The organism is Mesorhizobium sp. J8 (genome assembly GCF_016591715.1).
In the GTDB taxonomy this organism is placed as follows: domain Bacteria; phylum Pseudomonadota; class Alphaproteobacteria; order Rhizobiales; family Rhizobiaceae; genus Mesorhizobium.
Map to the genome: position 1 here is coordinate 1190292 of NZ_AP024109.1, position 19391 is coordinate 1209682.

Annotated in this window: 23 protein-coding genes and 1 tRNA gene; 3 read left to right on the plus strand and 21 right to left on the minus strand. The window is 62.4% G+C overall.

Features of this window, described 5'->3' with window-relative positions:
* Positions 1–12: 12 nt before the first annotated feature.
* The 8 genes from MJ8_RS05540 to MJ8_RS05575 form a co-directional block, all read right to left on the minus strand.
* Complete coding sequence (locus tag MJ8_RS05540; RefSeq protein ID WP_201413455.1) at positions 13–639, minus strand: Maf-like protein; 627 nt, start codon at positions 637–639, stop codon at positions 13–15.
* A gap of 19 nt (positions 640–658) precedes the next feature.
* Positions 659–877, minus strand: a complete 219-nt coding sequence (infA, locus tag MJ8_RS05545; RefSeq protein WP_006200926.1) for a translation initiation factor IF-1 — start codon at positions 875–877, stop codon at positions 659–661.
* A 186-nt stretch (positions 878–1063) separates the two neighbouring features.
* Positions 1064–1474, minus strand: coding sequence for a low molecular weight phosphatase family protein (locus tag MJ8_RS05550; RefSeq protein ID WP_263649693.1), 411 nt, complete (start codon positions 1472–1474; stop codon positions 1064–1066).
* 274 nt (positions 1475–1748) lie between these two features.
* The gene (locus MJ8_RS05555) at positions 1749–2234 is read right to left on the minus strand and encodes a UPF0262 family protein (protein ID WP_201413456.1); all 486 of its coding nucleotides are present in this window, start codon (positions 2232–2234) and stop codon (positions 1749–1751) included.
* 2 nt (positions 2235–2236) lie between these two features.
* Complete coding sequence (gene hisD / locus MJ8_RS05560) at positions 2237–3529, minus strand: histidinol dehydrogenase (protein ID WP_201413457.1); 1293 nt, start codon at positions 3527–3529, stop codon at positions 2237–2239.
* A 2-nt stretch (positions 3530–3531) separates the two neighbouring features.
* Positions 3532–3966 (minus strand): DUF2948 family protein, encoded by a 435-nt coding sequence (locus MJ8_RS05565; protein ID WP_201413458.1) that lies wholly within the window; start codon positions 3964–3966, stop codon positions 3532–3534.
* Positions 3967–4315: 349 nt separating this feature from the next.
* Positions 4316–5608, minus strand: a complete 1293-nt coding sequence (gene murA, locus MJ8_RS05570) for a UDP-N-acetylglucosamine 1-carboxyvinyltransferase (RefSeq protein ID WP_040989427.1) — start codon at positions 5606–5608, stop codon at positions 4316–4318.
* A 138-nt stretch (positions 5609–5746) separates the two neighbouring features.
* The gene (locus MJ8_RS05575) at positions 5747–5923 is read right to left on the minus strand and encodes a hypothetical protein (RefSeq protein WP_201413459.1); all 177 of its coding nucleotides are present in this window, start codon (positions 5921–5923) and stop codon (positions 5747–5749) included.
* Between the two features lie 223 nt (positions 5924–6146).
* Here MJ8_RS05575 and MJ8_RS05580 point away from each other — a divergent pair.
* A tRNA-Thr gene (locus MJ8_RS05580) sits at positions 6147–6221 on the plus strand.
* 170 nt (positions 6222–6391) lie between these two features.
* Positions 6392–7849: an NAD-dependent succinate-semialdehyde dehydrogenase gene (locus MJ8_RS05585; protein ID WP_201415316.1), complete on the plus strand. Its 1458-nt coding sequence runs from the start codon at positions 6392–6394 to the stop codon at positions 7847–7849.
* Between the two features lie 80 nt (positions 7850–7929).
* Here the strand turns inward: MJ8_RS05585 and MJ8_RS05590 are convergent, their stop codons facing one another.
* Positions 7930–8676, minus strand: a complete 747-nt coding sequence (locus MJ8_RS05590; RefSeq protein ID WP_225248141.1) for a GGDEF domain-containing protein — start codon at positions 8674–8676, stop codon at positions 7930–7932.
* Between the two features lie 227 nt (positions 8677–8903).
* The gene (locus MJ8_RS05595; RefSeq protein WP_225248142.1) at positions 8904–9614 is read right to left on the minus strand and encodes a thermonuclease family protein; all 711 of its coding nucleotides are present in this window, start codon (positions 9612–9614) and stop codon (positions 8904–8906) included.
* A 207-nt stretch (positions 9615–9821) separates the two neighbouring features.
* Between MJ8_RS05595 and MJ8_RS05600 the strand changes: the two genes are divergently transcribed.
* Positions 9822–10355, plus strand: coding sequence for a hypothetical protein (locus MJ8_RS05600; RefSeq protein WP_201413461.1), 534 nt, complete (start codon positions 9822–9824; stop codon positions 10353–10355).
* A 132-nt stretch (positions 10356–10487) separates the two neighbouring features.
* Here the strand turns inward: MJ8_RS05600 and MJ8_RS05605 are convergent, their stop codons facing one another.
* From MJ8_RS05605 to MJ8_RS05655, 11 genes are all read right to left on the minus strand, one after another.
* On the minus strand, positions 10488–11048 hold the full coding sequence (locus MJ8_RS05605; protein ID WP_201413462.1) for a hypothetical protein: 561 nt from the start codon (positions 11046–11048) through the stop codon (positions 10488–10490).
* A complete protein-coding gene (locus MJ8_RS05610) occupies positions 11045–11620 on the minus strand; it encodes a L,D-transpeptidase (RefSeq protein ID WP_201413463.1) in 576 nt (191 codons plus the stop codon). The genes MJ8_RS05605 and MJ8_RS05610 overlap by 4 nt, the downstream gene beginning before the upstream one ends.
* A complete protein-coding gene (locus MJ8_RS05615) occupies positions 11607–12770 on the minus strand; it encodes an AAA family ATPase (RefSeq protein ID WP_201413464.1) in 1164 nt (387 codons plus the stop codon). Before MJ8_RS05615 ends, MJ8_RS05610 begins: the two co-directional genes overlap by 14 nt.
* The gene (locus tag MJ8_RS05620) at positions 12767–13429 is read right to left on the minus strand and encodes a TadE/TadG family type IV pilus assembly protein (protein ID WP_225248143.1); all 663 of its coding nucleotides are present in this window, start codon (positions 13427–13429) and stop codon (positions 12767–12769) included. Before MJ8_RS05620 ends, MJ8_RS05615 begins: the two co-directional genes overlap by 4 nt.
* Complete coding sequence (locus MJ8_RS05625; RefSeq protein ID WP_225248144.1) at positions 13414–13971, minus strand: TadE/TadG family type IV pilus assembly protein; 558 nt, start codon at positions 13969–13971, stop codon at positions 13414–13416. The genes MJ8_RS05620 and MJ8_RS05625 overlap by 16 nt, the downstream gene beginning before the upstream one ends.
* 5 nt (positions 13972–13976) lie before the next feature.
* Positions 13977–15434 (minus strand): pilus assembly protein TadG-related protein, encoded by a 1458-nt coding sequence (locus MJ8_RS05630; protein ID WP_201413466.1) that lies wholly within the window; start codon positions 15432–15434, stop codon positions 13977–13979.
* A 66-nt stretch (positions 15435–15500) separates the two neighbouring features.
* The gene (locus tag MJ8_RS05635) at positions 15501–15803 is read right to left on the minus strand and encodes a hypothetical protein (protein WP_201413467.1); all 303 of its coding nucleotides are present in this window, start codon (positions 15801–15803) and stop codon (positions 15501–15503) included.
* Positions 15790–17103: a type II and III secretion system protein family protein gene (locus tag MJ8_RS05640; protein ID WP_263649639.1), complete on the minus strand. Its 1314-nt coding sequence runs from the start codon at positions 17101–17103 to the stop codon at positions 15790–15792. The genes MJ8_RS05635 and MJ8_RS05640 overlap by 14 nt, the downstream gene beginning before the upstream one ends.
* Positions 17104–17285: 182 nt before the next feature.
* The gene (gene cpaB, locus MJ8_RS05645; protein WP_263649640.1) at positions 17286–18293 is read right to left on the minus strand and encodes a Flp pilus assembly protein CpaB; all 1008 of its coding nucleotides are present in this window, start codon (positions 18291–18293) and stop codon (positions 17286–17288) included.
* 138 nt (positions 18294–18431) lie between these two features.
* Complete coding sequence (locus MJ8_RS05650) at positions 18432–18632, minus strand: Flp family type IVb pilin (RefSeq protein WP_201413470.1); 201 nt, start codon at positions 18630–18632, stop codon at positions 18432–18434.
* A gap of 68 nt (positions 18633–18700) precedes the next feature.
* Positions 18701–18901 carry a Flp family type IVb pilin gene (locus MJ8_RS05655; protein WP_140801881.1) on the minus strand — a complete coding sequence of 67 codons (201 nt, stop codon included), beginning with the start codon at positions 18899–18901 and terminating at the stop codon, positions 18701–18703.
* Positions 18902–19391 lie beyond the last annotated feature (490 nt).

Consider the following 19391-nt stretch of genomic DNA (forward strand, 5'->3'; position numbering starts at 1 on the left):
TGTGGACCACGCTCATGGCCGCGCGACGTGCCAGTTCTGGTGGGCCTTGAAGCCTTCGCCGGAAAGCAGCGCCACGCTCTCATAGAGCGGCAGGCCGACCACGTTGGTATAGGAGCCGACCAGCTTGACGACGAACGAACCGGCCAATCCTTGCACGGCGTAGCCGCCGGCCTTGCCGCGCCATTCGCCTGATGCGACATAAGCCTCGATCTCCTCGCGCGGCAGCCGCTTGAAGCGAACCCTGGTCTCCACCAGCCGCTGGCGCAGCTTGCCGCCGGGCGTGATCAGGCAAATGCCCGAATAGACCCGGTGCGAGCGGCCGGAAAGCAGGCCGAGGCAGTTCACGGCATCGTCGATCGTCTCGGCCTTGGGCAGGATGCGCCGCCCGACCGCCACAACGGTGTCGGCGGCAAGGATGAAGGCTGGCGCATAGTCGTCCTCGCTTTTCAGCGAGATAAGCGCTTTCTCGGCCTTGTCCTTGGAAAGGCGCTTGGCCAGCGAGCGCGGATGCTCGGCGCGCAACGGCGTCTCGTCGACATCGGCAGGAAGAACGCGATCCGGCTCGATGCCGGCCTGCTGCAACAGCTCGATGCGGCGCGGCGAACCCGAGGCAAGCACGAGCTTCTGCAGGGTGCTCATCGCGGTTGGAGCCAGGCTGTTACTTGAAACGGTAGGTGATGCGGCCCTTGGTCAGGTCGTAAGGCGTCATCTCGACCAGGACCTTGTCGCCGGTCAGCACGCGAATGCGGTTCTTGCGCATGCGGCCGGCCGTGTGGGCGATGATCTCGTGCTCGTTTTCGAGCTTCACCCTGAACATCGCATTGGGCAGCAGTTCCGTGACCACGCCCGGAAATTCGAGGACTTCTTCCTTCGGCATTCGATACCTTTGCTTGGATTGCGCTCCGGCGCCCAGAGCAAGATGCCGAAGCGGTTTTCGGACGACATCATGCTCTACTCTTGATCTGGAGTCGGATGATTTCGGGTCGGACAGACCCGAAATCATCCGACTCCAGCCGGAATTTGCGGCGGAACCTATATGATAATCGTCCGCTTGTGAACATGCTTAATCCGACGCGTTTTCTGCTTCCGGAAGCAGAAAACGTCGGCTTATGCGCGCCTTCAGCCGCTCGCGCACGTCGCGATAGGCGGCCATGATGTGCTCGCGCGTCCCGCCGGTGTCGGTCGGGTCGGGCATCGGCCAGTATTCGACCTCGACGGCGAGCGAGCGGGTGAGCTCGAGCGCCGCATGGTGCGCCTCGGGCGCCAGCGTCACGATCAGGTCGAAATAATCATCCTCCAGATCCTCGAGCGTCCTCGGATGGCGCTCGCCAAGCGAGAGGCCGTCTTCGGCAAGCACCGCGTCGACGAACGGATCGCGCTCGCCGGCGCGCACGCCGGCAGAGGCGACGAAGGTGGTGGCGGGCAGCATGCGGCGCGCCAATTGTTCCGCGATCGGCGAGCGTACGGCATTCATGCCGCACAAGAACAGGATCGAGTGAGGCAGGGCGGCCACTAGAGCATGATCCCGAAAAGTGGGAACCGGTTTTCGGGAAAGATCATGCCCCAACAAAAGAGCATGATCCCGAAAAGTGGGAACCGGTTTTCGGAGAAGATCATGCTCCAACAAAAGAGCATGATCCCGAACCGGAGGTCAGCGCACGCAAAAAGTGGGAACCGGTTTTCGGAAACGATCATGCGCCAACAAAGCGCTGGATCAGGATGGCGATTCAACGAAACGTCATCCTGATCTAGCCCCGCCAGTGCAGCACGCAGACCAGCGTGAACAGCCGGCGCGCCGTGTCGAAGTCGATCTCGATCTTGCCGGCGAGCCGGTCCATCAGGGTTTGCGAGCCTTCATTGTGCAGGCCGCGCCGGCCCATGTCGATCGCCTCGATATGGCTTGGCGTCGAGGAGCGGATGGCCTCGTAATAGCTTTCGCAGATCAGGTAATAGTCCTTGACGATGCGCCTCAGCGGCGTCAGCGACAGGATGTGGGTGACCACCTCGGCGCCGTTCTCGCGGCTGACGGCAAAGACCAGGCGGGACTCGGCCAGCGAAAGCTTGAGCTTGTAGGGACCGGCGCCGTCGTCGTTGACCGGCCGAAAACTGTTCTCCTCGATGAGGTCGAAGATCGCCACGGCCCGTTCGTGCTCGACGTCGGGCGTCGAACGTCCGATCGATTCGTCGAGCTCGACGTCGATCAGCCTGTCGCGGGTTTGATTGCGGCCCGACATCGCTACATGTTCAGCCTGATCGCGACGGAGCGGGCATGCGCGTCGAGCCCTTCGGCCTTGGCAAGCGCGATCGCGGCGGGCGCCAGCGCCTTGAGCTGCTCCGGGCCGAGCTTCAGGATTGAGCTGCGCTTGACGAAATCGAGCACCGACAGCCCGGAGGAAAAGCGCGCCGAGCGGGCCGTCGGCAGAACGTGGTTGGAGCCGCCGACATAATCGCCGATGACTTCCGGCGTATGTCGGCCGACGAATACGGCGCCCGCGTTGCGCATCCTGGCAAGGAATGCCTCGGCATCGTCGAAGGCGAGCTCGACATGCTCTGCCGCGATCCTGTCGACCAGTGGCATTGAGGCCTCTAAACTCGGCACCAGGATGACCGCGCCGAAATCGCGCCAGCTCGCCGCGGCCGTCTCGCCGCGCGGCAGAACTTTCAACTGCCGTTCGACCGCCTGCTCGACCGCTCTGCCGAATTTGGCATCGTCGGTGATCAGGATCGACTGCGCCGAGACGTCGTGCTCGGCCTGCGCCAAAAGGTCGGCGGCGATCCAGTCCGGATCGTTGTCGGCATCGGCCACCACCAGCACTTCCGACGGCCCGGCGATCATGTCGATGCCGACCGTGCCGAACACCTGGCGCTTGGCCGCCGCGACATAGGCATTGCCGGGGCCGACGATCTTGGCGACCGGCCTGATCGTCTCGGTACCGTAGGCGAGCGCCGCAACGGCCTGCGCGCCGCCGACGCGGTAGATCTCCGAAACGCCGGCAAGGTCGGCGGCCACCAGCACCAGCGGATTGATGACACCGCCCGTGGCTGGCACGACGATGACGATGCGCTCGACGCCGGCGACACTGGCCGGGACGGCGTTCATCAGCACCGAGCTCGGGTAGCTCGCCGTGCCGCCCGGCACGTAAAGGCCCACGGCTTCGATCGCCGTCCAGCGCGAGCCGAGCTCGACGCCGGCGCCATCCGTATAGCGGTCATCCTTCGGCTTCTGACGCTCGTGGTGCGAGCGGATACGATCGCGCGCGAATTTGAGCGCCTCGACGGTTGCCGGATCGGCCAATTCATAGGCCTTGGCGATGTCGTCCTTCGACACCGCGATGCCGAGCGCGCCGAGATCGGCCTTGTCGAACTTCAGCGTGTAGTCGATCAGCGCCTTGTCGCCCTCGGCGCGCACGCGCGCGATGATGTCGCGCACCACGGCCTCGACATCGGCCGACACCTCGCGCTTGGTGGTGAGGAAGGCCGAAAAGCGCTGCTCGAAATCGGCGTCCTGCTGGCGGAGCGTAGTGGCCATCGTCAGCCCCTGTGCACGGGTCGCGAAGTGGCTTTCCAGGAGCCGCCGACATCGGCAAGCCGCGCCTCGACGCATTCGACGTCGAGCATGATGGTGCCGCCGCCCGAAAACACCAATTCGACGATGCCGGCCGGCTTGCTGATGGCGATGAAGCTTATCGCCAGCAGCGACAGTACCTCGGCCGGCTTGTCGCGCGGGATGCCGCTGGTCTTGGCGCCGAGCACGCGGTCGAAATGCAGGACGCTCTGCCGCCGTTCGTTGTGCTGGCGGAACAGGCCGGATTTCGCCTCCCAGACGAACCGGTTCATGGTCAGCACGAAGCGCTTGGCCGCCGGCAGATATTCGAGGTCGGAGACCTTCATCACGGCGTCCTGGACATGCGCCGAGACGATGCTCAGATCCTGGTCATCGAGCGCTATTAGCTTGAGAGCTGCCATGCGGAATGCGCACCTGAAGGTTGGTTTCAGCCCTCTGTTAGGCGGTCTTTCCGGTCCGTGCAACCTCGGCACGGATGCAGCCAAGGGCAATCCACGCCAGGTTCGCGCTGCCCCTCATCGCCCGGTCGGGCACTTCTCCCGTTTAGTGACGGGGAGAAGGGACGCTTTCGTCAGCAATTTCGCCAATCGCGAACGTGGCAGGAAAGACGCCAAGGCTGCAGTCGCGGCCTTCTCCCCGTTCACGGGAGAAGGTGCCCGAAGGGCGGATGAGGGGCAGCGGCGGCTTTGAAAATTGGCCGCCCCAATGCATGCGAGGCTTATTTTGTCTCGAGCGCGCGTTCGGTGCGCGTCAGCCCGAAATCCGCTCGATCACCGCGCCGCAGCCGGAGAGCTTCTCTTCCAGCCTCTCGAAGCCGCGGTCGAGGTGGTAGACGCGGTTGACCGTGGTCTCGCCTTCGGCCGCAAGGCCGGCGATGACAAGCGACACCGAGGCGCGCAGGTCGGTCGCCATCACGGGCGCGCCCTTGAGCTTGGCGACGCCGTCGACGATCGCCGTCTGGCCGGAAAGCGTGATGTGGGCGCCGAGCCGCGCGAGCTCCTGCACATGCATGAAGCGGTTCTCGAAGATCGTCTCGGTGATGCGCGATTTGCCCTTGGCCATCGTCATCAGGCCCATGAACTGCGCCTGCAGGTCTGTCGGGAAGGCGGGGAAGGGCGCCGTCGTCACATCCACCGGTGCGATGCCGGCGCCGTTGCGCTTGACGCGGATGCCCTCATTGGTCGGCGTGATCTCGGCGCCGGTCTCGACGAGAACGTCGAGCGCCGTCTGCAACAGGTCGGGCCGCGCGCCCTCCAGCATCACGTCGCCGCCTGTCATCGCCACCGCCATGGCATAGGTTCCGGTCTCGATGCGGTCCGGAATGACGCGCACGCGGGCACCCGACAGCGCCTCGACGCCCTGGATGGTGATGGTGGAGGTGCCGGCGCCGTGGATCTTGGCGCCCATGGCGATCAGGCACTCGGCGAGATTGACGATTTCCGGCTCGCGCGCGGCATTTTCCAGCACCGTCTCGCCCTTGGCGAGCGAGGCCGCCATCATCAGCACGTGGGTGGCGCCGACCGACACTTTTGGAAACACGTAGCGATTGCCGTGAAGGCGGCCGTTCCGGGTCTTGGCCACGACATAGCCATTGTCGACGTCGAGCTCGGCGTCCAGCGCCTGCAGGCCCTCAAGGAACAGGTCGACCGGGCGCGTGCCGATGGCGCAGCCGCCGGGCAGCGACACCTTGGCCTCGCCCATGCGGGCAAGCAACGGGCCGATAACCCAGAACGAGGCGCGCATCTTCGACACCAGCTCGTAAGGCGCGGTGGTGTCGACGATGTTGCGGGCGGAAAAATTGATGGTGCGCGAATAGCCTTTCTGTTGGCTCTCGCGCCGGCCGTTGACGGAATAATCGACGCCGTGATTGCCGAGGATGCGGATCAACTGCTCGACATCGGCCAGATGCGGCACGTTTTCGAGCGTCAGCGTGTCGTCGGTGAGCAGCGAGGCGATCATCAGCGGCAATGCCGCATTCTTGGCGCCCGAGATCGGAATGGTACCGGCCAGCTCGTTGCCGCCGACAATTCTGATGCGATCCATAAGAAAATGTCCCCTCGGGCCCGAACAGGCCGCTTCAATCGGTTGAGTATGCCGGCTTAGACCATTGGCCGGCTTGGTTCAAGAAATAGGATTTCCTGGAACCGGACCGACCATGGCCTGGCAGTATGGCTGATTTGGTCAGTCCCTGTGCATTTTTCCAGCAGCCGGCAATCCTTCCGACCGCTGATCGGCATCGCCCGCGCGCCGCGACCGCATCTGCGCCTTGCGCTTCTGCAGATTGGCGCGCAGCGCCTCGGCCAGCCGTTCCTTGCGCGCGTCGTCGCCCTTTTTCGGTGGATTTGCCTTGTCGTTCATCATCTGATCCCTGGCCGGTGTCAGCCGGCCGCGATTCCGCAGAGGGTAGCATTTTGGCCTGGCGATGTCATGAAAGCTGGCGGTCGGGCGGGATTCGGGCGGTGGATCAGCCGCGCATGCAGCTCGAGCAGCATGTTTGTTGGCAAGAATCGCATGCGACGCTTTGGGTTTTTCTTGGCCTTGCGCTTGCCGGTTCGATATGGCAGAAGCGCCGCCATCGCAGGCTGCGGTAGCTCAGTGGTAGAGCACTCCCTTGGTAAGGGAGAGGTCGAGAGTTCAATCCTCTCTCGCAGCACCAGCTTTCCAACGCGATTTCAACTGCGCCGCGCCGATGCATTTCGAGGAGGCAGGTGGGTCTACCGCCATCCTTCCCAGGCCCTATGAAACCGGCGCATGCGCAATACATGGTGGCGTTTCCGATATGCCGGCCTGACGAGAAGGAAAGCGGTGTTGCCCCTGCGCCTGCCGATGACCCGCCACTTGAACTGCCCTGACCTGTTTGGCGCGATCGACCGGGTGCCGGCGCTTGGGGCGCCTGCTGGCGGGCGTATGTTTGAGGTCTTCAATCCATCGACCGGCGAGCTGTTGGCGGAACTCCCCGACATGGGCGTCGAGGAAACGCGCGCGGCGATTGACAAGGCTTATGCCGCCCAGGCCGAATGGGCGGCGTTGACTGCCCGGGAACGCAGCGAAATGCTATGGCAGTGGCACCAACTGATCGTCACCCACACCGACGACCTTGCCGCAATTCTCACCGCCGAGATGGGCAAGCCGCTTGCCGAAGCCAGATCGGAAGTCTCGCATGCGGCCGCTTATCTGCAATGGTACGCCGAGGAGGCCAACCGTATCTACGGCGAGACGATCTCGGCGCCCTCGACGGATCGCCGCATGCTGGTGATCAAGCAGCCGATCGGCGTTGTCGGCACGATCACGCCATGGAACTTTCCCGCATCGATGGTGGCGCGCAAGATCTCGCCGGCGCTGGCGGCGGGCTGCGCGATCGTGCTGAAGCCCGCCGAGCAGACGCCGCTCGTCGCAGGCGCCATGTTCGCGCTCGCCGCCGAGGCCGGTTTTCCCGACGGTGTCGTGAACCTCGTCTACGCCTCCGAGGGCGCCGCGGTGGGGCGCGAGCTCTGCCACAATCCCAAGGTGCGCAAGATCAGCTTCACCGGATCGACCGAGGTCGGACGCCTGCTCATGCGCCAATGTTCGGACCAGATCAAGAAGGTCAGCCTGGAACTGGGTGGCAATGCGCCTTTCATCGTCTTCGACGACGCCGACATCGACGCTGCCGTGGACGGGGCGATCCAGGCGAAGTTCCGCAATGCCGGCCAGACTTGCGTGTCCGCCAACCGCCTCTACGTGCAGTCGGGCGTTCATGACGAGTTCGTCGACAAATTCGTCGGACGGGTTCGCCAGCTTCAGGTCGGTGACGGTTTCAATCCGGGCGTCGCCATCGGCCCGCTGATCGATAGCCACGCCTTGGCCAAGATCGAATCCCACATTGCCGATGCCGTGGGAAAGGGCGGCGCGATCCGCTGCGGCGGAGGCCGGATTGGCGCAGGCGGTACTTTTTTCCAGCCGACCGTCCTTACCGGTATCTCCGGCGCCATGGCGGTGGCGCAGGAGGAGACATTTGGGCCATTGGCCCCCGTCATCCGCTTCGAGGATGCGGATCAGGTCGTGCGTGAGGCCAACGACACGATCTACGGCCTAGCCGCCTATTTTTATGCCTCCAACCTGAAGCGGGTCTGGCGTGTGGCGGAAGCCCTGGAATATGGCATGGTCGGCATCAACACCGGCCGCATGTCCTCGGAAGCCGCGCCTTTCGGCGGGGTCAAGCAGTCAGGCATCGGGCGGGAAGGTTCCCGCCACGGCCTCGAGGACTACCTCGAGATGAAGTATCTCTGCATGGGCGGTATCTGAGGCATAAACGACCATGCCGCTTTTGAAGAATGATGCGCTGCGGAATTGTCGCGCGAGGATCGTTGGATTCCCGCGCCGGCTCAGTTGGTGACATGCGACAGCCGCAGGCCGGCTTCGTCCGCGGCCTCGGCCATGCCTTCCTCCGCGAAGCGGAACATGTCCTCGAAATCCAGCTCACGCTCGAATATGACGCCGCCGACCTTGATCGCAAGCACGTCCTTGTCGCCCTTCGGCGCGAAATAGATTTCGCCGACCGTGCCGCGAATGCGCTCGCCGACGTCCCTGGCGTCTGCTTCGCTCGCGCCCGGCAGGAAGACGCCGAACATCGAGGTTCCGATCCTGCCGATCAGATCGTCCTTGCGCACCGCGGATCGGATGGCCGATGCGATCAGCCGCAAGGCCTCGTCGCCCCATTCGAGGCCGAACCGCAGGTTGATCGATGCCAGATGTTCTGGATGGATGACCAGAAAGGCGCCCGAGCGCGGACCGGCCGGCCTCTGCGCCCTCCTGTCGACCATCGAGGTGAACACCTTGCCGTTCAGGCAGCCGGTCAGCTGGTCATAGGTGCCGGACCTGGTGAGTTCCTGCCGGTAGCGGCGGATCTCGATCTGTTGCCAGCCGACCAGGGCAAACAGCGGCAGACCGATGACGATCGGCACGATGATTGCCGTGACAGCCCCGCGCCCGAATGGCGTCAGGCTGTCGCTGAAAAGCAGCAGGTAGTTCAGCGCGAGCGAAAGGCCGACGCAGACAGCGGTGCCAAGCACGGCCAGCAAGATGAGCTGCTTCCATGTCCGAGCCGGCGCGGTCGGTGTTTTCGTGGTCAAGGGCCAATCTCCTGTTCGACGCATGGCTTACAGGAGGTCCGTTACGATTTCGGTTTCAAGGAAGCGTACAATTTGATGCAAATCGGCATCTTCTCCAAGGCAGGCGCTGGATCCGGCACATGGGGTGCCGTTGGATCGGTCCAGGTTTTAGAAGTGCCGAACCGTCCCGACCATTCTGCTTTCACGCAGGTCCGGGATGGAACGGGCGCCGACTTCCCGCGGCGGCGCTATTGCGGTGGGCCGAAAATGCCCATCCGGGCATTTCTCGCCACAGCTTCCGCCTTGCCGTAAACGCCGGTGGGAGCGGCCATCGCCCAGCCATTGGAAACCAGCCAGGCGCCGACATCCTGCTTGCCGAGGGCGCAGGGCACGGCGATTGCGAAACGGTCGGCATCCGGCGGCAGCAGGCATTTGAGCGCCCGGCCCCGCAGCCAGGCGTTGAAGGCGGCTCGCGCCCGTTGGCCGCAGGGCCAGGCGGTGCCGTCGAACGTGCAGGTCCTGTCGGGGTCTATGTTCACCGTGCCGCTGATGGCGACCCTGCGTCCCATGGCTTCGAAGACCGCCGAGGATGTCGCGACCGGGCCGAAGAGCAGCGTCTCGCGCCAATCCCGCGGCATCGGCGTCTTCGGCGCTGTTGCAAGCCCGAGCTCGCCAAGCGGAGGGCGCGGCTCGGTGCGCTCGATCCCGGATGGATCGAGCGGCGGCGGCGCGATGAGGTTCTCGGCGATCTTGCGCGCCGGCTGGCCTGGTCGCCTGTTATGCGTCGGGGCAGGCGAGGTCGGGTTCGGGTCGCCGGTGTCCTCGACCGGCGCGATCGAAGGCGGATTTGGCGATAGCCAGTGCCCGCCCTCGGCGATCATCACCATGCCTGCAAGCAGCCCCAGGCTGCCGAGCGCGAACGCCAGCAGCGGGCGGCTTGGCTGATTCGCCCGGCTCACACGTGGCACTCCTCGGGATCGCACTGGCTGTCGTTGATGCCGCCCGAGCCCGACCCGTGAGCTCCTGCCGACATGGCTCCCCCCGACCGTTGAACCGGATCATACATTAGACATGAGCGACATTCCTTGAAAAGCAAGGCGTTGCGTTAAGTGTCGCGCAACCAATGCGGCCTAGAATCTGCCATCGGATGTCGAGGGGATGACACGATGCGCAAGCCGATACTGCTTTTTGCCTTTCCTGCCCTGATGCTGCTTCTCTTGGCGGCGGAGCGGGTGGCGGCGCTGCTGCTCGGCTTCTATCCGGCGAGCCCCGCTGCATGGCAGGCCTGGCTCGAGCTGCGCCCGTTCTCGACCATGTTCTGGCAGCAGGCGCATGTCTATCTCGGCGGGTCGATGGCCGCCGATGCCGCTATCCTCGTTTTCGCGGCGGGCGCCTGCTGGATGATTTGCCAGGCAAAAAGGTCCGCCTGCTTCTTCCTGGCCAATCACGCCGCCCTGATCTTCGCCGGCAAGATGATGGCGCTGAGCAGCAGTGCGGAAACGGCAAGCACCATTGCCGCCTTCACCATACCGAACGGCCTGCACTTCTCGCTCATGCTCGACTTCAGTCTGAAGAACTGCCTGGTGCTGTGCCTCGGTCTCGCGGCCTGCGCCTATTGCCATGTCGCGTTCCTGCGTGAGGCGAGGCAGCGCGCCGAAGCCCGTTCGGTCCGCCTGCTTTCGCTGCAGCGCGATCTGTAACCGGTTGGCCCAAAGCATGTCTCCCGAAAGTGGGAACCGGTTTCGGGATAAAGACATGCGTAAAACCAAAACCTAAAGCGCATAGAGCGAATCTGAAAGATCGCGATGCGCTTTAGGCGCCGATCCGCGGGCTCAGTTGATCTTCTTGTAATAGACCTTGCCGTCGGGCTGCTGGATGCGCTGATAGGACGGATTGGGGCCGGGAGGCACGACCTTGCGCTTGAACGAAGGTTGCGCGGCGGCGGGATCGGCGCCGCTTTCATCAGCCGCTGACGCATCCGCCACCGTGGTGTTGTCGAGCATGGCCGGCTCGGGCGCGCTGATCGCCGGCTCGCTGGCCGCGACCGGCTGGCCTTGCTCCAGCTTGGCGATATTGCCGTTGATCTGGCCGAAATTCGCCTGCAGCTGGCGGTCCAGCGTCTCGAACCGGCTCTGGAAACCGTTGTTGACGGTGTCGATGCGGGCGCCGATACGCTGCTCGAACTGGCTAAGCTGGTCCAGCCGCGCCTCCATCGTCTTAAGGTCGTTGACGCCGCGATAGAGATAGACCGCGGCCGTCACGTTGACGGCGGTGACGAGCAACGCGCCGACCGCGATGACGCCGATCATCTTGGCCCGGCTGGGCTTTCCCGGAGCCGCTTCCCGGTGACCGAGTTCGATTGCCGGAACGTCCGGCTCGCTGATCATCGTCATTCAACCACCACCTTTGCGCCCACCGCGACGCGTTTGAAGAGATCGATCACATCGGTGTTCGTCAGCCGGAAGCATCCGGACGTGCCGTCGAAACCGACGCCCTTGGGATCGTTGGTGCCATGGATGCGATAGAGCGTGTCGCGCCCGTCGCGCGAAAGATAAAGCGCCCTGGCGCCGAGCGGATTGTAAGGACCGGCCGGCACCATCGCCGGCAGTTCCGGCTGGCGCGCGCGCATTTCCTTGGGCGGGCGCCATTCCGGCCATTCGGTCTTGGACGCGACCTTGACCGTTCCGGTCCAGCCGAAACCGTCGCGGCCGACGCTGATCTGGTAGCGCAGCGCCTGGCCCGGGGCGGTCACCAGATAGAGCGCCTTCTCGTTTTTGCGGATGATGATGGTGCCCGGCTGCTCGTTGGTCGGGAAGGCGACCGCCTTGCGCAGGCTCGGGCCCATGGCGGGCAGCGGCGGCAGCCCCGATCCGGCTTCCGCCAAACCGCAGGCAGACACCAGCGTCAGCCCGGCGAGGCAGGCGCCGGCCAGATGCATCGCAGCGAAGCGCCTAGCGCTGGGCATTGTCCAGCCGTTCCTTGAACATGCGTTTCAGGTCCTTGTTGAAGCGCGCGCGTCCGTCCACCTCCGAGGGCAGGATGGCGCGGTTCAGCGCGTCGGCCAGAAGCGCGTTGTCCAGCGCCAGCGACTTGATGTGCGGCGCCTTGAAGATCTTCTCCAGCTCGCTGCGCGAGAAGTGATTGCCGAACCATTTGCGCTTGTGCTTGTTGGCGACCAGCGTGATGCTCACCTTGTTGCCGCGCAATTCGCGGATCTTCTTGTAGAGCCGCTTGCCTTGCCTCAGCGAGGCGACGTTGAGCTCGAAGACGATGAAGATCTCGTCGCTCGTCCTGAGCACCGACTCGTGCCACGGCGTCTCGATGTTGGGCAGGTCGATGACGATGTCGTCGAAGCGGTAGGCGACGAGATCGAGCAGCCGGAAGACGAAGTCGGAGCCGTGCGGCTCGAACGGCAGTTGCGGCCGCTCGAAGGAATAGAGCGTGAGGCCGGACGGCCGCGACAATTTGATGACGTCCATCAGCTCGACGTCGAGCCGGTCCGGCTGGCCGATGATGCCGGTCAGATCGAACTGGTTGAACTGGTTGAGATAGGCGCCGCAATTGGCGCTCTGGAAATCGAGGTCGACGAGGCAGGCCGCGGCCGCCCGCTCGGCCGACTTCGAGGCGAGGTGCTCGGCCGCCGAGATCGCCAGCGTGGTGGCGCCGGCGCCGCCGCTGGCGGCGATGAAGGTGATGATGCGGCTCTTGGTGCCCTGGTTGCCGGTGTCGTGGAAGGTAACGGCGTTGAGCAGTTCCTTGGCGTCGAGCGGCTTGTGCAGCCAGTCCGACGCGTTCATGCGCACCAAAACGCGCGTCTGCTCGGAGGTGAGCTCGTCCGAGATCGCGATCAGCGGCACCGAGGCCCAGGCCGCGCGCGCCTCGACCACCGCCGGATTGCCGAGCAGCTCGCCATTGCCGAGATCGAGGATGATGATGCCGGGCCGGCTGTCGGCCGGCGGCCCCTTCAGGAACTCCGCCGCGTCCGAAACCTTGACGTCATAGATCGCCAGCGCGTCGAGCCGCGTGGTGACGTCGCGCTTGAAATTCGGATCCGCCGAAAACAGGGCGACCTGCTTGCGCTTGGTCGGGAGAACTCTGGTGTCGATGGCGTTCATGGAGATGTGCTCTTCATGTCTTCGCCCGTGACCGTGCTCAGCATGGAGGGCATGTTGATGTTGGCGAACCCCATCAGCCCGCTCAGGAAGAAGAAGTGGAACGTCCGGTTCTGAAGATTGACTGTGATCGTCGGCACGGGGCCGTCGAGCCTAGTCTGGTATCCGAGCCCTGTTGCCGCGTAGGTGATGACGACGTCGGTTCTCAGCAGGCCGGGAAAGAAATGGCACATCCCGGGCCTTTGAGTCCCCGTGAGGGCCGGGCACGCATCGTTGTTGGTGACAGCCGTATCGCCTCTGAAAATGCGGCTGAAAGCATTCGCGTCGAAGTTGGCGGAGGTCCCGTTGCAGGCACCGGTGCTGCCAGTATATTTGCATACGAACGAGGCATAGGCGCCGGCCGCAACCGGCGCTCCCGGCACCGATGTTGGCGCCGCGGCGGCAAGTACGGCTGCCGGCACCACGGGATCGGAAATCGAGGCAAGTCTTGCGCCGACCTGGACGGCCTTTGTCGCGCCGTTCCATTGATAGAGGGCATAACCGAAATCAACGAAGCCAAGCGTCAACGCAAACAGAATCGGCGCGACTATGGTCATCTCGACCATGGCCGCGCCGTGTTCTGAATTTGCGAAGCCCCTCATCATCGTCAGAACCGGATCCACCGCTCCTCATGGTAGCCGCTCAGGGTGATCGGACCGATATTGAGAAGCGACAGCATACCTACGCCGCTATAGGGATAGGTACCTGCCGCCCTGACGATGCACACTTGCGGGGTTACCGAACGGTATTGGGTAACGCCGCCGGCGACGGCGTCATGGCACGAACTGCTGGCGCCTATGGTCACAGTCACATTCGCTTTTTGCCAGCCGCTGACGCGCGGAGTATTCGTCACATTGCCATTAACGACCGTCAGCGAAGCCGTGCCGTAGACCGCGATGTTTGTCGCCATATCGGCGCAGTCGATCGCTGAAAAACCTGAACTTGCATAATCGGTGTACAGCTGGCTGTTGCAGCGAGCGCCGAACCGGGCAGCGTCGGTCAGGCCCGCTTCCACCAAAAGTTTGTCGTGGATCAGATTGCCAAATTCGAAAACACCGGCCGACAGAAGCAGCATTACGGGTGCCACGAGCGTCATCTCGACGAGCACCGTGCCGTCTTGGTCTCTGCCGAATTTCCTGATCTTGCGGACAATTGACCGAAACATAGCCATCACCGGTAGAGTTGCACTTCGTCACGCAGGAAGTTATCGAGCGTTCCATTCCCGGCTTTCGTCGTGATGTCGACGATCTCACCATAAATATCGGCATCCGGGGGCGAGCCGGCTGGCTCCGTGACGAACACACTCGCAAAGGCCTGTACGGGATAGGGGCCGCCGGATCCTTTCACATTGTTAGCTGCGCAGTCGATGATGGCCACGTAGATCATCCTACGCTTCGGGTCGTTGAGCCAGTTTGTGTTGCACTGGGGAGCGGTAGCTTCCGGGCCGCTGGCCAAGCCGGGGTGGTTCAGCTCATAGTTGTAGACAGTCCACCGGCTGGAGTCCGAGGGTAGATCGGATGGAAGCGTGCTCGTGCCGTGGTTGACGCTCCAATATGCTGGAAGATTCCACACGCCATCCCCTAGCCTGGCAAAGCCGGTAGTCGATGCGCACGTACCGGAATTCAGGCAGTTATCGCGGGGAAGTCCCATATATTGGCTTGCTTGGGCTGCCGTCGGCGCCGCGTATGAACAGTTGCCTTTGCTGTCGACCTGCGTGACCATGCCTTTGCGGACATTGGGCGCTGGTGGGTAGGTCGTTGGGCTCAATCCGTTCTTCGAATAGATGTCGAACCTGACGTTGATGCCGTCGTTCACCGGCGGGACGTTGCCGGGCGCCGTCTCGACCCCATCGTCTTTATAGCAGGACAGCGGCTTGGTCGACGCAAACATGTTTGTCAGATCAGGGGTCGACTGGCTACCATCCGGGGTCTTCAGGAAGCCATAGTCACCCGGACCATACTGAACGCTGCCGCCGCCGCTCTGCGCCTTGAGATAGACCATCGGCCGGCTGTTGCCGCGCAACGTGTTTCCGAGCGCCTGAATGCTGGAATATGGGTTGCAGATAAACATCGGCGTGAAGTCGCAGACGCTCGAGGAAAACCCCGCGACCGCCGAGGCCGTGATGGTGAAGCTGTTGGTGGCGGACGAACTCAAGAATGAGGCAGGGAAGAGTGCGGAGTAGCCGACGGGCGTCACCACCACCTGTACGTATCGGGCCTTCGCGGCATCAGTCACTTCATCGGTGATGAAATCGGTGAGAGGCAGCGCGTCGCCGGCCACGCCGTTTTTGGTTGCCGGGATCGTCCGAAGATATCGCCTTGTCACGCCAGCGGCCGCAAGGGTCTGCGGGCCGGGATTTGTGGAGTTCGAGAAATAGTACTGGTTGGCCACCAGGGTCGCTAGAGCGCGGTCGGCTCTGGTAATGCTATCCGATTTGCCATCAAGTTCGGCTGCTGCGGCGATCGCGAACGCGTCCGCACCTTTCTGCAGGTCGAAATGCATGTTGTTCGCCCGGCTTAGATCGATGACGAGTAGCGAAAAGCCAATGATCGCGGGCAACATGACGCTGACGAGGATGAGCGCCATGCCGCGCTGATCGCGCCAGAATCTGCGTATGGTCCCCAACATGACCTTACTCTCTTTCGTCCTGCGCCGGCCCCTCGTCGCCCGGCGCGACCCCCGCATCCTTTTTGCTCAGTTTGCTGTGCTCGTCCCAACCGACGGCCCGACATTGACTGTCATGTTCGTCGCCGGCGCGGACGTGCTTGGCGGAAGTTTGTATTTCTGGACGACACCGACGGAGCGTGGGCCGTCGCCTTCGATCTTCGTGTTGTTGGAAGCCGGGTTATAGGGGTCGACTGTCTGCAGCAGCTGATTAGCCTTCTGCGAGTCGCCAGATGCCAGCGTCATCGTGTCGTAATTGTTCAGATAGTCGGCGGCGCAGCCCGCGAGCAGGCTGGAGCCGAGAAGGACGAGCAAGAGCTTATTTTTTGACATAGACCAGCTTGTCCTTTGATTTGACATCCAGCATGTGGCCATAGGGCCCCGTGACACCATCGCCATGCTCATACATGCGGATCATGTCCTTGCTGACTTCGAGCTGGCCGAGCAGCATCAGCTCCGGGTCATTGGCGGGTCTTGTCTTATCGAAAGGCGTCGCCAACTGTTCGCCCGGCTTGACCGGCCGCACGAGATGCGGCGTCACGATGACGACAAGTTCGGTCTCTTCCTTCTGCGTGCTCGAATTGTGGAAAAGCGCCCCGACGATCGGCACCTGGCCGAGCCACGGCACCTGATCCTGCAGCCGGGTATTCTTGCTGGAGAGCAGGCCGCCGACCGCGAAGCTCTGGCCGTCACGCAGGTCGACCACAGTTGTCAGCTTGCGATTGGTAAAGATCGGGTCGCCTGCGGGGGTGAATCCCGTCAGGTCACTCACTTCCGGCGCAAGCTTGATATGTATCTTGCCGTCATCGAGGACAACCGGCGTGAAATTCAAGTTGACGCCGAACTGCTTGAATTGAATCTCGACTTCGCCTTGCGAATTGACGCTGCGTACTGGTACTTCGCCGCCGGCATTGAAGCTGGCCGTTTCGCCGGAAACCGTGGTGAGGTTGGGTTCGGCCAGCAGCCTCACGAGCCCTTTGGACTCGAGCGCCTCAATGTACATATCGACCTTGATGTTGCTATCGATAACGCGCGTGAGCAATGCGCCAAACGGACTGGAGTTGGACAGTAGTCCACTGAGCAAAGTCCCCGATCCGAGCACCGCACCATCTTCATCGACCGCGGCAATGCCAGTTCCGACCTTTGTCGTGCCGCGGCTGTTCGTGCTTTTGAACGAAACACCAAGGTCGCGGCCCGCATTACGCTTGGCCTCGAGGATGCGCACCGACAGGTTGACCTGCTCGCTGTCGTCGATCGTCACGGCGTTGATGATGGCGTCTGGCCCATATTGCTGCGTCACCTCGACGATTTGCGCCAAAGTTGCGGCGTCCTTCACGTGGCCGCTCAGGCGCACCTTGCCGTTGATCGAGCCGATCTCGATGCGCGCCCTCGGCGCCACCTGGCGGATCGCGGCCGCCATGTCGCCGACATCCTGGCCGACCTCTATCTGGATGGCGCCCAGCGAGCGCTTGTCTTCGGAAAACAGATTGACGGTTGTTGTGCCGACGGCTTTGCCGATGATGTAGAGCGTCTTGTCGGTCATCGGCTGCGCGTCGGCGATCTTCTCGTCGCCGACCACGATATCGCCCAGCGTGGCGTTCACCTGGATCGTGGCCGATTGGGAAACCGGCACGAAGACTCGATGCAGCGAGGGACTAGACACATCGATGAATCGGTCCGCCGCGCTGGCCGGATGACCAAGCATCGCCGGTGCAACCAAGAAGGATAGCGCGACCGCCGCTACCCTCACCCAAGACCGCTTCATTCCCCGTCTCCCCGTTTGCTGCCTGTGGCAGTCCCGCCGCGCTGACCCCGTCAGTTTTGTCGCGGCACTTCATATGACTCCGCCTTGACGCCGCGAAACACGCTGACTGTCGCGAGCTTGGGCGGTTCAGGCTGGACGTACTTGATCACTTCCTTCACTTGCGGCTGCGCCTCAGGCGCGGCGGCGACGACAGTGACCGGCTTTGTCTTGCTGATTTGGTCGATCTGGCTGCCGACCCGTTCCACCGCCTTGGCCAGCCCGTCGATCTTCTCGTCGGCCTGCTTACGCGCGGCCTCATCGGCCTTCTGCTTGTCTAATTCAGCTTGGCGCTTGGCGACGTCGTCCGGTGTGTCGCCCGTCAGATCCGCCAGCGTGACTCTCTCATTAGTCTCACCCTTGCTGCCGGCAGCCTGACGCAAAGCCAGCGACAACTGGCCGGCTCCCGCCGCCAAGGTGAGTTTCTGAGCATCCTTGGTGCTGACTTCGACCGTGACAGCCTTCACGACCTGCGGGGCATCCTTGCTTTCATCGGCAACCTGATCTACCGCAAGCACCTTGACGCTCTGCAACAGCACGTCGACGAAACTTTTGTCTACACCGTCGTTACTGCGGACATTGCGGGTCAACAGCACGTCGACCCGGTCGCCGGGAAATACAAAGCCAGCGACACCGAGCACGTCATTAACGCGGATCGAAACTGCCTTCATGCCTTCGCTGAGCACCGCCGACAGCGTGGCCCGTTGACCTGGGCCGGTGATCTTGGCGGCGAGAACCGGCTCATTGGCACTGATCGATTGCAGGGCCTGGCGCACCCCTTCGCCGGCCGTCGCCTCCTTTACCGTCTTGAACGCGCCCGCAGGCACGGCTCCAGCCGGCCACGCAATCTCACGCAGATTGTCGGCGCTCAGTGCGTCGCCGAATTTCAGGGGCACCGCCGCGACCACGACTGTGCTCGCCTGCACACCATTGGACTGCGCCAAAGCATTGCGCTGGCCAGCAAGCCAGATATTGACGAGCACGACTGCCAGCACGCCGAAAATTCCGGCGAGCACGATCATGATGAGTGTATTAGCGCGCATTTGCCCCCAGCCCCATTCAAACAACCACCTGGCACCAACAGGCACCCAGGCCGAGATTGCTTTGCCATCAAGTCGGCCAGGCCCGGAGGTCGTCTCTGGGCCTGGCCTGTTTCTGCATCAGCAGCCAGTCACGTTCGCATCACCAGTCTTGAGATTGGTGCAAAGCGTGGTCCACTGATCTTTGACGTAAATACCAACACCAATGATGATCGCGATCACCGCTGCCGTAATGATGCCGATCAGAATGGAGTATTCGACCATGGCAGCGCCGTTGTCGTCGTCACGGAACTGCCGGGCCAAGGTCATGAGCTTCTTCATGCTAATTCTCCCTTGGGATCCAATTGACCAGGCCCGAAGTTCGTCGCCGGGCCTGGTCGATTTCTGGATCAGCAGCCGGTCACCTTGGTATCCGCGGTCTTCAGGTTGGTGCACAGCGTGGTCCACTGATCTTTCACATAGATACCAACGCCGATGATGATCGCGATCACAGCCGCGGTGATGATGCCGATCAGAATCGAGTATTCGACCATAGCAGCGCCGTTATCATCGTCGCGGAACTGCCGGGCCATCGTCATGAGCTTCTTCATGCCAATTTCTCCCTTTGGAGGTTTGAACCCGACGAGACAGAGCCAAGGATGAACCCCATACCCAAGCATCCCCCGTCACGTTCAATCCTAGGTCGCGTAAAAAAGCAGTGTCAAACGGATTAACGGAAGCTTAACCTTTCAATACTCAGCCTCAGGAATTTTTAATTTGGACAAGCGCTTGATTCGGCTGATTTTTCAAGCCATCTTAACCATTCATTCACAATTTGGCCACCGTGCTGCCTTGGCCCTAGTTCATTAGGATATGCACATATACGTTTATATCTAGCAAGTTAGAGCGCATATCAGATTGTGCTAAGACAAAGGTCTTAGGACATTGGTCCGACGCTCCGCTTCGAATTCAAGTAAAACGATTTTCCGTGGATCGATTTTTTAACTATGTTGCAAGTAATACACGATTTGCGGCCACCGCGCTGCTTGTGCCCCTCGTGGTTAACGCTTAGTTTCGATCCTGGGATAAGCAGGGGGCTAG

Coding starts and splice junctions, on each gene's coding strand:
- infA (WP_006200926.1), bottom strand. CDS start 877: ATGCCGAAGGAAGAAGTCCTCGAATTTCCGGGCGTGGTCACGGAACTG.
- MJ8_RS05600 (WP_201413461.1), top strand. CDS start 9,822: ATGCGCAAGCCGATACTGCTTTTTGCCTTTCCTGCCCTGATGCTGCTT.
- MJ8_RS05650 (WP_201413470.1), bottom strand. CDS start 18,632: ATGAAGAAGCTCATGACCTTGGCCCGGCAGTTCCGTGACGACGACAAC.
- MJ8_RS05610 (WP_201413463.1), bottom strand. CDS start 11,620: ATGCCCAGCGCTAGGCGCTTCGCTGCGATGCATCTGGCCGGCGCCTGC.
- murA (WP_040989427.1), bottom strand. CDS start 5,608: ATGGATCGCATCAGAATTGTCGGCGGCAACGAGCTGGCCGGTACCATT.
- MJ8_RS05635 (WP_201413467.1), bottom strand. CDS start 15,803: ATGTCAAAAAATAAGCTCTTGCTCGTCCTTCTCGGCTCCAGCCTGCTC.
- MJ8_RS05655 (WP_140801881.1), bottom strand. CDS start 18,901: ATGAAGAAGCTCATGACGATGGCCCGGCAGTTCCGCGACGATGATAAC.
- MJ8_RS05605 (WP_201413462.1), bottom strand. CDS start 11,048: ATGACGATGATCAGCGAGCCGGACGTTCCGGCAATCGAACTCGGTCAC.
- cpaB (WP_263649640.1), bottom strand. CDS start 18,293: ATGATCGTGCTCGCCGGAATTTTCGGCGTGCTGGCAGTCGTGCTCGTC.
- MJ8_RS05575 (WP_201413459.1), bottom strand. CDS start 5,923: ATGAACGACAAGGCAAATCCACCGAAAAAGGGCGACGACGCGCGCAAG.
- MJ8_RS05630 (WP_201413466.1), bottom strand. CDS start 15,434: ATGTTGGGGACCATACGCAGATTCTGGCGCGATCAGCGCGGCATGGCG.
- MJ8_RS05625 (WP_225248144.1), bottom strand. CDS start 13,971: ATGTTTCGGTCAATTGTCCGCAAGATCAGGAAATTCGGCAGAGACCAA.
- MJ8_RS05555 (WP_201413456.1), bottom strand. CDS start 2,234: ATGTCGGGCCGCAATCAAACCCGCGACAGGCTGATCGACGTCGAGCTC.
- MJ8_RS05565 (WP_201413458.1), bottom strand. CDS start 3,966: ATGGCAGCTCTCAAGCTAATAGCGCTCGATGACCAGGATCTGAGCATC.
- MJ8_RS05550 (WP_263649693.1), bottom strand. CDS start 1,474: ATGAATGCCGTACGCTCGCCGATCGCGGAACAATTGGCGCGCCGCATG.
- MJ8_RS05615 (WP_201413464.1), bottom strand. CDS start 12,770: ATGAACGCCATCGACACCAGAGTTCTCCCGACCAAGCGCAAGCAGGTC.
- MJ8_RS05540 (WP_201413455.1), bottom strand. CDS start 639: ATGAGCACCCTGCAGAAGCTCGTGCTTGCCTCGGGTTCGCCGCGCCGC.
- hisD (WP_201413457.1), bottom strand. CDS start 3,529: ATGGCCACTACGCTCCGCCAGCAGGACGCCGATTTCGAGCAGCGCTTT.
- MJ8_RS05585 (WP_201415316.1), top strand. CDS start 6,392: ATGACCCGCCACTTGAACTGCCCTGACCTGTTTGGCGCGATCGACCGG.